Annotated in this window: 8 protein-coding genes; 3 read left to right on the top strand and 5 right to left on the bottom strand. The window is 71.1% G+C overall.

Annotated features, from left to right (window positions below; genetic code table 11):
• The first annotated feature begins 58 nt into the window (after positions 1-58).
• Complete coding sequence (locus ACTS11_RS03805; RefSeq protein ID WP_442639015.1) at positions 59-577, top strand: peroxiredoxin; 519 nt, start codon at positions 59-61, stop codon at positions 575-577.
• 83 nt (positions 578-660) lie between these two features.
• Here ACTS11_RS03805 and ACTS11_RS03800 read toward each other — a convergent pair whose 3' ends face one another.
• From ACTS11_RS03800 to ACTS11_RS03785, 4 genes are all read right to left on the bottom strand, one after another.
• The gene (locus ACTS11_RS03800; protein ID WP_442639014.1) at positions 661-963 is read right to left on the bottom strand and encodes a 4a-hydroxytetrahydrobiopterin dehydratase; all 303 of its coding nucleotides are present in this window, start codon (positions 961-963) and stop codon (positions 661-663) included.
• A complete protein-coding gene (locus ACTS11_RS03795) occupies positions 960-2,150 on the bottom strand; it encodes a GNAT family N-acetyltransferase (protein WP_442639013.1) in 1,191 nt (396 codons plus the stop codon). The genes ACTS11_RS03800 and ACTS11_RS03795 overlap by 4 nt, the downstream gene beginning before the upstream one ends.
• Before the next feature lie 65 nt (positions 2,151-2,215).
• A complete protein-coding gene (locus ACTS11_RS03790; protein WP_442639012.1) occupies positions 2,216-2,998 on the bottom strand; it encodes a glycerophosphodiester phosphodiesterase family protein in 783 nt (260 codons plus the stop codon).
• A 7-nt stretch (positions 2,999-3,005) separates the two neighbouring features.
• On the bottom strand, positions 3,006-3,473 hold the full coding sequence (locus ACTS11_RS03785) for a RidA family protein (protein WP_442639011.1): 468 nt from the start codon (positions 3,471-3,473) through the stop codon (positions 3,006-3,008).
• Positions 3,474-3,682: 209 nt separating this feature from the next.
• Here ACTS11_RS03785 and ACTS11_RS03780 point away from each other — a divergent pair, with 209 nt between their 5' ends.
• The gene (locus ACTS11_RS03780; protein WP_442639010.1) at positions 3,683-4,519 is read left to right on the top strand and encodes an MlaA family lipoprotein; all 837 of its coding nucleotides are present in this window, start codon (positions 3,683-3,685) and stop codon (positions 4,517-4,519) included.
• 68 nt (positions 4,520-4,587) lie between these two features.
• Positions 4,588-5,217, top strand: coding sequence for an MlaC/ttg2D family ABC transporter substrate-binding protein (locus ACTS11_RS03775; protein WP_442639009.1), 630 nt, complete (start codon positions 4,588-4,590; stop codon positions 5,215-5,217).
• Between the two features lie 6 nt (positions 5,218-5,223).
• On the opposite strand, the gene ACTS11_RS03770 is transcribed toward ACTS11_RS03775, so the two are convergent.
• Positions 5,224-7,298: transglycosylase domain-containing protein (locus ACTS11_RS03770; RefSeq protein WP_442639008.1), on the bottom strand; the 2,075-nt coding region annotated here is incomplete at its 5' end.

The raw sequence follows: 7,298 nt of genomic DNA, 5'->3' as shown, positions 1-7,298 counted from the left end.
CTCGCGAGCGGCAACACAAGCGGCCGCGCCGGACACGACAAGCGAGGGAGTTCACACCATGTCCATTTCCGTCGGCGACAGCCTGCCCGACGCCACGCTCCTGCGGATCGGCGAGAAGGGGCCCGAGGCGGTCAGGCTGGGCGAGAAGCTGAAGGGCCGCAAGGTCGCGATCTTCGGCCTGCCCGGCGCCTTCACCGGCACCTGCACCTCGGCCCACATGCCGAGCTTCATCCGCACCAAGGACGGCTTCGACGCGAAGGGCGTGGACGAGATCATCTGCATCTCGGTGAACGATCCCTTCGTCATGGCCGCCTGGGGCGACACGACCGGCGGCGCGGCGGCGGGCATCACGCTCCTCGCCGACGCGGCGGCGGAGTTCACCAAGGCGATCGGCATGAACTTCTCGGCCGAGCCCGTGGGCTTCTACGACCGCTCGCGCCGCTATGCCCTCTATGCCGAGGATGGCGTGGTGAAGGTCTTCAACGTCGAGGCGGGCCCCGGCGTCTGCGAGGTCTCGGCGGGCGAGACGCTGCTCGACGCGATCGGCGGCGGCACCGTCTCGGCCGCCGCGAGCTGAGGGCCGAGGGGCGGCGCGGCCGACACCCGCGCCGCCGGAATCGCCGGCGATTCCGGCGCGGAAAAGCCGGCTTTTCCGCCGCCCTACCCCGCCAGACGGTCCATCTTGGAGGCCATCGCGACATCGAGGTTCGACAACCCGCCCACGTCATGGGTGGCGAGCGTCACCTCGACCTTGCGGTAGACGTTGAACCATTCGGGGTGGTGGTTCATGTGCTCGGCCACCAGCGCCACCCGCGTCATCCAGCCGAAGGCCTCGTTGAAGTCGCCGAAGGTGAAGGTCTTGGCGATGGCGTCGCGCCCCTCCACCTCGGTCCAGCCATGGGCGGTGAGCGCCTCGAGCGCCTTCCTGCGATCCTCGCCCTCGAGCCTGTGCGGCGTCGTCATTCCTGTTCCTCCACCTGCGTCTTGCGGAAAGGCCCCCAGCTTGTGAGGACCTCGATCTCCTCGTCAACCGCCTGCCGCTCGGCGCGGAGATACTGGGCGATGGCCCCGGCGAAGCCCGCATCCCGCACCCAGTGGAGCGAATGCGTCGCCACCGGCAGGTAGCCGCGCGCAAGCTTGTGCTGGCCCTGCGCGCCCGCCTCGACGCGCTTCATGCCGTGGGCGAGCGCGTAGTCGATCGCCTGGTAGTAGCAGAGCTCGAAGTGCAGGCAGGGATGATCCTCGCGGCAGCCCCAGTAGCGGCCGTAGAGCGTGTCGCGCCCGATGAAGTTCAGCGCGCCCGCGACCGGGCGCCCCTCCCGCACGGCGAGGGCGAGGAGCACGTCGTCGCGCATCGTCTCCTGCACCGCGTCGAAGAAGCGCCGCGTCAGGTAGGGCATCCCCCATTTCCGCGCGCCGGTGTCCTGGTAGAAGACCCAGAATGCGTCCCAGTGCTCGGGCTTCAGGTCGTCGCCCGTCAGCGCGACGATCTCGCCGCCGAAATCCCGCGCGCGTTCCCGCTCCTTGCGGAGGTTCTTGCGCTTGCGCGAGGAGAGCGCGCCGAGGAAGTCGTCGAAGTCCGCGTAGCCCTCGTTGAACCAGTGGAACTGCTGCGATACGCGGTGCATCAGGCCCATCGCCGCGCCCTCGCGCGCCTCGCCCTCGGTGCAGAAGGTGACGTGGACGGAGGAGACGCCGTTGTCCTCCGCCAGCCGCACCGCGCCCTGCACCAGCGCCGCGCGCCCCGTCTCCTCCCAGCCGGGCCTGGTCAGGAAGCGCCGCCCCGTCGCGGGCGTGAAGGGCACGGCCATCTGCAGCTTGGGATAGTAGCGTCCCCCCGCGCGCTCGTAGGCATGGGCCCAGTTGTGGTCGAAGATGTACTCGCCCTGGCTGTGGCCCTTTGCATAGAGCGGCGCCACCGCGATGATCTCGCCGCCCGAGCGCGCGACGAGGTGGCGGGGCTGCCAACCCGTGCCGGTGCCGACCGAGCGCGAGGTCTCGAGCGCGCTCAGGAAGCGGTGCGTCGTGAAGGGGTCGTTCGGGCGCCCGCCATCCGCCGCCTCGGGGCAGGCGCAGGCGTCCCAGTCCCCGGCCGCGATCTGCGACAGGCTGGAGAGGACCTCGATCTCGATCTGCGGGCTGCCGTCCACTTCTGGCCTCCGGCTTGCGGCTGCGGTCGGGAACGCTGCTTGAGATGGGGCCCATCGGCCCGAGGTCAATCCTCGGGCCCGTCACGGTCCGGCGCGGGCGGCAGGTAGCCCTCGAAGGTGATGTTGTCGGCGATCCGCCGCGCCGAGGCCTCGACCTGCGGCGATTTCACCGTCCAGCACAGGATCGGCACGCCCCGCGCCTTCAGCTCGGCCACGCGCGGGCTGCCGAGGTCGGTCCAGTCGTGGCTGATGAAGCTTGCGCCGACCGCGTCGAAGTCGCCGATGGCGCGCAGCTCGGCGCAGGTCTCCTCGGGAAGCTGCGTCCATTGCGAGGGCACGTAGCCGCAGGTCGTGAGGCCGCGAGGCACGTCGGGCGCGTGTCGTGCGAGAGCCGCGACGACGTGGGGATTGAAGCTCATCACCGCGACGGGACCCTCGTAGCCCGCCAGATCGGCGGCCACGGCACGCTCGAGCGTGTCGTCGCCGGCGGACAGCGCGCCCGACTGGTCCTTGACCTCGACGAGGAGCGGCACGCGACCGCCGACGAGCTCCAGCACCTCCGCAAGCGTCGGGATGCGGTCCTCGCTGCCGCGCAGGACGAGGTCCGAGAGCTCGCGCGCGCTGCGCTGAGCCACCGGGCCCGTCGCATGGGTCAGCCGGTCGAGCGTGCCGTCGTGGAAGACCATGGCGCGCCCGTCCGACGAGAGCTGGACGTCGATCTCGATACCGTAGCCCGCGCCGACCGCCCGGCGGATCGCCGCGCGGCTGTTCTCGGGGATGCCCTGCTCGATGTCGTGCAGCGCGCGGTGCGCGATGGGCGTGGCGAGAAACCCGGCCGGGAGGGTCATGTGCGGCTCACGGCCGGATCTGGAAGATGCCCTCGACCTCGACAGCGACGCCGAAGGGCAGCGAGGCCGCGCTGACGGCGGAGCGGCTGTGCCGCCCCGCATCGCCCAGCACCTCCACGAGGAAGTCGGAGGCGCCGTTCACCACCTTGGGCTGGTCGCCGAAATCGGGGGTGGAGTTGACGAAACCGGTCAGCTTCACGACCCGCACCAGCCGGTCGAGGTCGCCGTCGCAGGCCTTGCGCACCTGCGCCAGAAGGCTGATCGCGCAGGTCCGGGCAGCCTGCGCGCCCGCCGCCACGTCCATGTCGGCGCCGAGCTTGCCGGTGATGAAGGCGCCGTCGGCCATCGAGACCTGCCCCGAGACGAAGACGAGATCGCCCACCGTGACCTGCGGCACGTAGTTTGCCGCCGGTGCGGGTGCGTCCGGAAGGCTCACGCCCAGTTCCACCAGCCGCGCTTCGATTCGTCCCGTCATGTCGTCCGTTCTCCCTGTGTTGGCGGTCGTCCCGCCTGCCGTGGCGGAGGCTACAGGCGCCCCGGGAAAAGGGAAAGGGCGGCCTGCGCGGCCCGGTGTGCGCGCGGCGGTCCCGGTTATGCCCGGATATTCCCACCTCCCGGCCTTTCCCCTGCCGCCATCGCGGACTAGGCTCCCCCCATCCGCGTGTTCGTCCGGGAAAGCCGCCCTTGTCCTCAGCCTCGCCCTCGCCGCGCATCATCGCGCCCGGCATCCGCCACCGGCATTTCCTCCGCGTCCCGCTGCTGGCCGCCGCGCTCGCGCTCGCGGCCTGCGGGCCCGCGACGCTGCCGCCCGGCGACACGATCGCGGACGCGAGCGAGGCGCAGAACCGCGCCGTCCACCGCTTCAACGTATCGCTCGACCGTGCGCTCGTCGGCCCGGCGGCGAATGCCTACGGCAACGCGATCCCGCGCCCCGTCCGCCGCGGCGTCAGCAACTTCGCGTCGAACCTCAACCAGCCGGGCTACGTGCTGAACGACCTCCTGCAACTGCGCGTCGAGGACGCGGTGCGCAACACGCTGCGCTTCGCGGTCAACACCACTGTCGGCATCGGCGGCCTCTTCGATCCGGCGACGGCGATCGGCCTTCCCGCCGAGGAGACGGGCTTCGGCGAGACGATGCATGTCTACGGCCTCGGCGAGGGCGACTACCACGTCCTGCCGGTCTTCGGGCCCTCGACGACGCGCGATTCCGTGGGGCTTGTCCTCGACTTCGCGCTCAATCCGCTCCGCCACGTCGTCGAACCGCCCGAGACGGGATACCTCACCGGAGCCCGCGTCCTCGCGCGGTTCGGGGACCGGCACGACTTCGCGGGGACGATCGAGGACGTGCTCTACGGTTCCGAGGACAGCTACGTCACGATGCGTTCGCTCTACCTCCAGAATCGGCGCTTCGAGCTTGGCGGAGGGTCGCAGGATGCCTATTTCGATCCCTACGCGGGGGGCGAGCCGGGCGCGGCGGCCGACATCCACGCCGACCCCTATCTCGACCCCTACGGGCAATAGCGACCGGGGCGCGGACGCGCCCGAAAGACGACCGGGGCGCGGACGCGCCCGAGACGGCAGGACACGGTATGACGGCGAACGACCACGACACCTTCACGGGGCGCATCACGCGCCGGGGCCTCCTGTCGGGCATGGCGGCGATCGTCCTCGTTGCGGGCCCGCCACGCATGGCACGGGCGCAGAGCGCGGAAGCCGCCGCCGCCCTCGTCAACCGGGTGGTCGCCGACGTGCAGGGCATCATCAACTCCGGCCGCGCCGAGGCCGCCATGCTGCGCGAGTTCGAGCGCATCTTCCGCGACTACGGCGACGTGCCGACCATCGCGGCCTCGGTCCTCGGCCCGCCCGCCCGGACGGCGAGCCCGTCGCAGATGTCCGCCTTCGCCAGCGCCTTCCAGGGCTACATGGCGCGCAAGTACGGGCGCCGCTTCCGCGAGTTCCAGGGCGGGCAGATCACCGTGACCGGCGCCCGCACGACGCAGCGCTACGTCGAGGTCGACTCGCAGGTCCGCATTCCCGGACAGGCGCCCTTCGCCATCGCCTGGCGCGTCTGGGACCGAAGCGGGCAGAACCGCTTCATCGACATCCTGATCGAGGGCGTGAGCCTCGTGATCTCCGAGCGTTCGGAGATCGGCGCCATGCTCGACGCGCGGCGCGGCGACATCGACCGGCTGAGCGCCGACCTCAGGAACATGGGCTAGAGCGCCTCAGTTCCGACCGAAGAGCCCGCCGAGCACCTCCATCAGGATGCGCTCCGCCAGATCGGGCTCGCGGCCCGGCTGCTGCGGCATCGGCTGCTGTCCGCCGGGGAAGTATTCCACCACCGGCGGCGGGCGGGCCTCGATGGCGGGGTCGATCATCGGCAACGGTCGCGGCGGCAGGTCCTCGTGGATGCGTTCCATCGTCAGCCGCCAGATGTCGGAGGGCAGGCCGCCGCCCGTCACGCCCGACAAGGGCGTGTTGTCGTCGTAGCCCATCCAGACGCCGGCCACGTAATCCGCCGTGAAGCCGAGGAACCACGCGTCGCGCGCGGCCTGCGTCGTCCCGGTCTTGCCCGCCACCTGCCGGTCGGGCAGCGCCGCGCGCCGCCCCGTGCCGCCCTCGACGGCCTGGTACATCATGTAGGTCAGCTGCCGGGCCGAGTTCTCCGAGATCACCCGGTCCTGCAGGCCCGAACGCTGCTCGAAGAGGGGCATGTCGTCGCCGACGATGCGCAGCTCCTCGACGCCGTAGGGCAGCACGGCGGACCCGCCGTTGAGGATGCCGGCATAGGCCCCCGTCATCTCGATCAGCGTCGATTCGGACGCGCCGAGCGCCAGCGCCGGACCATCGGCGAGGCTGCTCTCGATCCCGAACTCCGAGGCGACGGTGCGCACGAGATCACGGCCCACCTCCTCCGACAGGCGCACGGCGGGCGTGTTCAGCGAGGTCCTGAGCGCGTCCGTCAGCGTCACCTCGCCGTAGTATTCGTTGGTGTAGTTCGTCGGCGAATAGGGCCCGGAGCCCGGCACGTCGATCGTCAGCGGCGCGTCGAGGATCATGTCGTCGAAGCGCCATCCGAGGTCGAGCGCGGTGGCGTAAACGAAGGGCTTGAACGAGGAGCCTGTCTGCCGCATCGCCTGCGTCGCGCGGTTGAAGAGGCCTGCGGCCTGCGTGTCGCGCCCGCCCACCATCGCGCGCACGGCACCGTCCGCGCTCATCACGACGATGGCGGCCTGCGCTTCCGAGCCCTCGCGGACCTGGTTGGCGAAGACCTCCTCCAGCGCGGCCTCGGCGGCGGCCTGCATCGCCGGGTCGAAGGTGGTGCGGATGACGACGTCCTCGGTCGTGTCGCCGGTCAGGAAATCCGGCCCCGACGACATGATCCAGTCGGCGAAGGCGCCGCCGAGGTTCTGCGTCGCGGCCTCCGACAGGGTCGCGGGGTTCGCCTGCGCCGCGGCGGCCTCGGCGGAGGTGAGGTAGCCCTCCTCCTCCATCAGGCCGAGCACGGTCGCCGCGCGGCGCTGCGCGCGCTCGAGGTTGCGGGTCGGCGCGTAGTAGGAGGGCGCCACGAGCAGGCCCGCCAGCATCGCGGCCTGCTGGGGGTTCACCTGCGCGGCGGAGACGCCGAAGTAACGCTGCGCCGCCGCCTCGAAGCCCCTCGCCCCCGCGCCGAGGAAGGCGCGGTTCATGTAGACCGAGAGGATCTCGTCCTTGGAATAGCGCAGCTCCATGGCGAAGGCGAAGGGCACCTCCTGGATCTTGCGCCAGATCGTCGTGCGGCGGCAGTCCTGCTCGTAGTCTGCCTCGCTCTCCCATTGCTCGGGGTCGTAGGCGACGCCGAGGCACATGAGCTTGGCCACCTGCTGCGTGATGGTGGAGCCGCCGTGTCCCTCGAGCGGGCCGCGCCCCTCGCGCATGTTGATGCGGATGGCGGACGCGATGCCGCGCGGGCTGACGCCGAGGTGGCGGTAGAAGCGGCGGTCCTCGGTCGCGACGATGGCGTGGACGAGGTGCTCGCTCGCCGTGCCGGGATCGATCACGCCGCCGAACTGGTCGCCGCGCCAGGCGAAGACGTTGCCGTCGCGGTCGAGCATGGTGACCGAGCCGCGGGCGCGGGCATCGACGACGGCGGAGACGTCGGGAAGCTGGGTGTAGTAGTAGCCGGTGGCCAGACCGACGAGCAGGACGGCGACGGCCGCCCCGCGCCAGGCGAGGCCCCAGATCACGCGGAAGACGAGGCGGATGAAGGCCGCGATCCAGCCGAGCGGTCCCGACGGCCTGCGCCGCGGTGCGCGGCCCC

The sequence above is a fragment of the Roseicyclus sp. genome, from assembly GCF_052168335.1.
Lineage (GTDB): Bacteria > Pseudomonadota > Alphaproteobacteria > Rhodobacterales > Rhodobacteraceae > Roseibacterium.
The sequence above is the reverse complement of the archived record's forward strand: the minus strand, read 5'-3'. Positions and strand labels throughout refer to the sequence as shown.

Excerpts from the sequence above, each read along its gene's own strand:
- ACTS11_RS03805 (WP_442639015.1), top strand. The coding sequence starts at position 59 with ATGTCCATTTCCGTCGGCGACAGCCTGCCCGACGCCACGCTCCTGCGG.
- ACTS11_RS03800 (WP_442639014.1), bottom strand. The coding sequence starts at position 963 with ATGACGACGCCGCACAGGCTCGAGGGCGAGGATCGCAGGAAGGCGCTC.
- ACTS11_RS03790 (WP_442639012.1), bottom strand. The coding sequence starts at position 2,998 with ATGACCCTCCCGGCCGGGTTTCTCGCCACGCCCATCGCGCACCGCGCG.
- ACTS11_RS03785 (WP_442639011.1), bottom strand. The coding sequence starts at position 3,473 with ATGACGGGACGAATCGAAGCGCGGCTGGTGGAACTGGGCGTGAGCCTT.
- ACTS11_RS03775 (WP_442639009.1), top strand. The coding sequence starts at position 4,588 with ATGACGGCGAACGACCACGACACCTTCACGGGGCGCATCACGCGCCGG.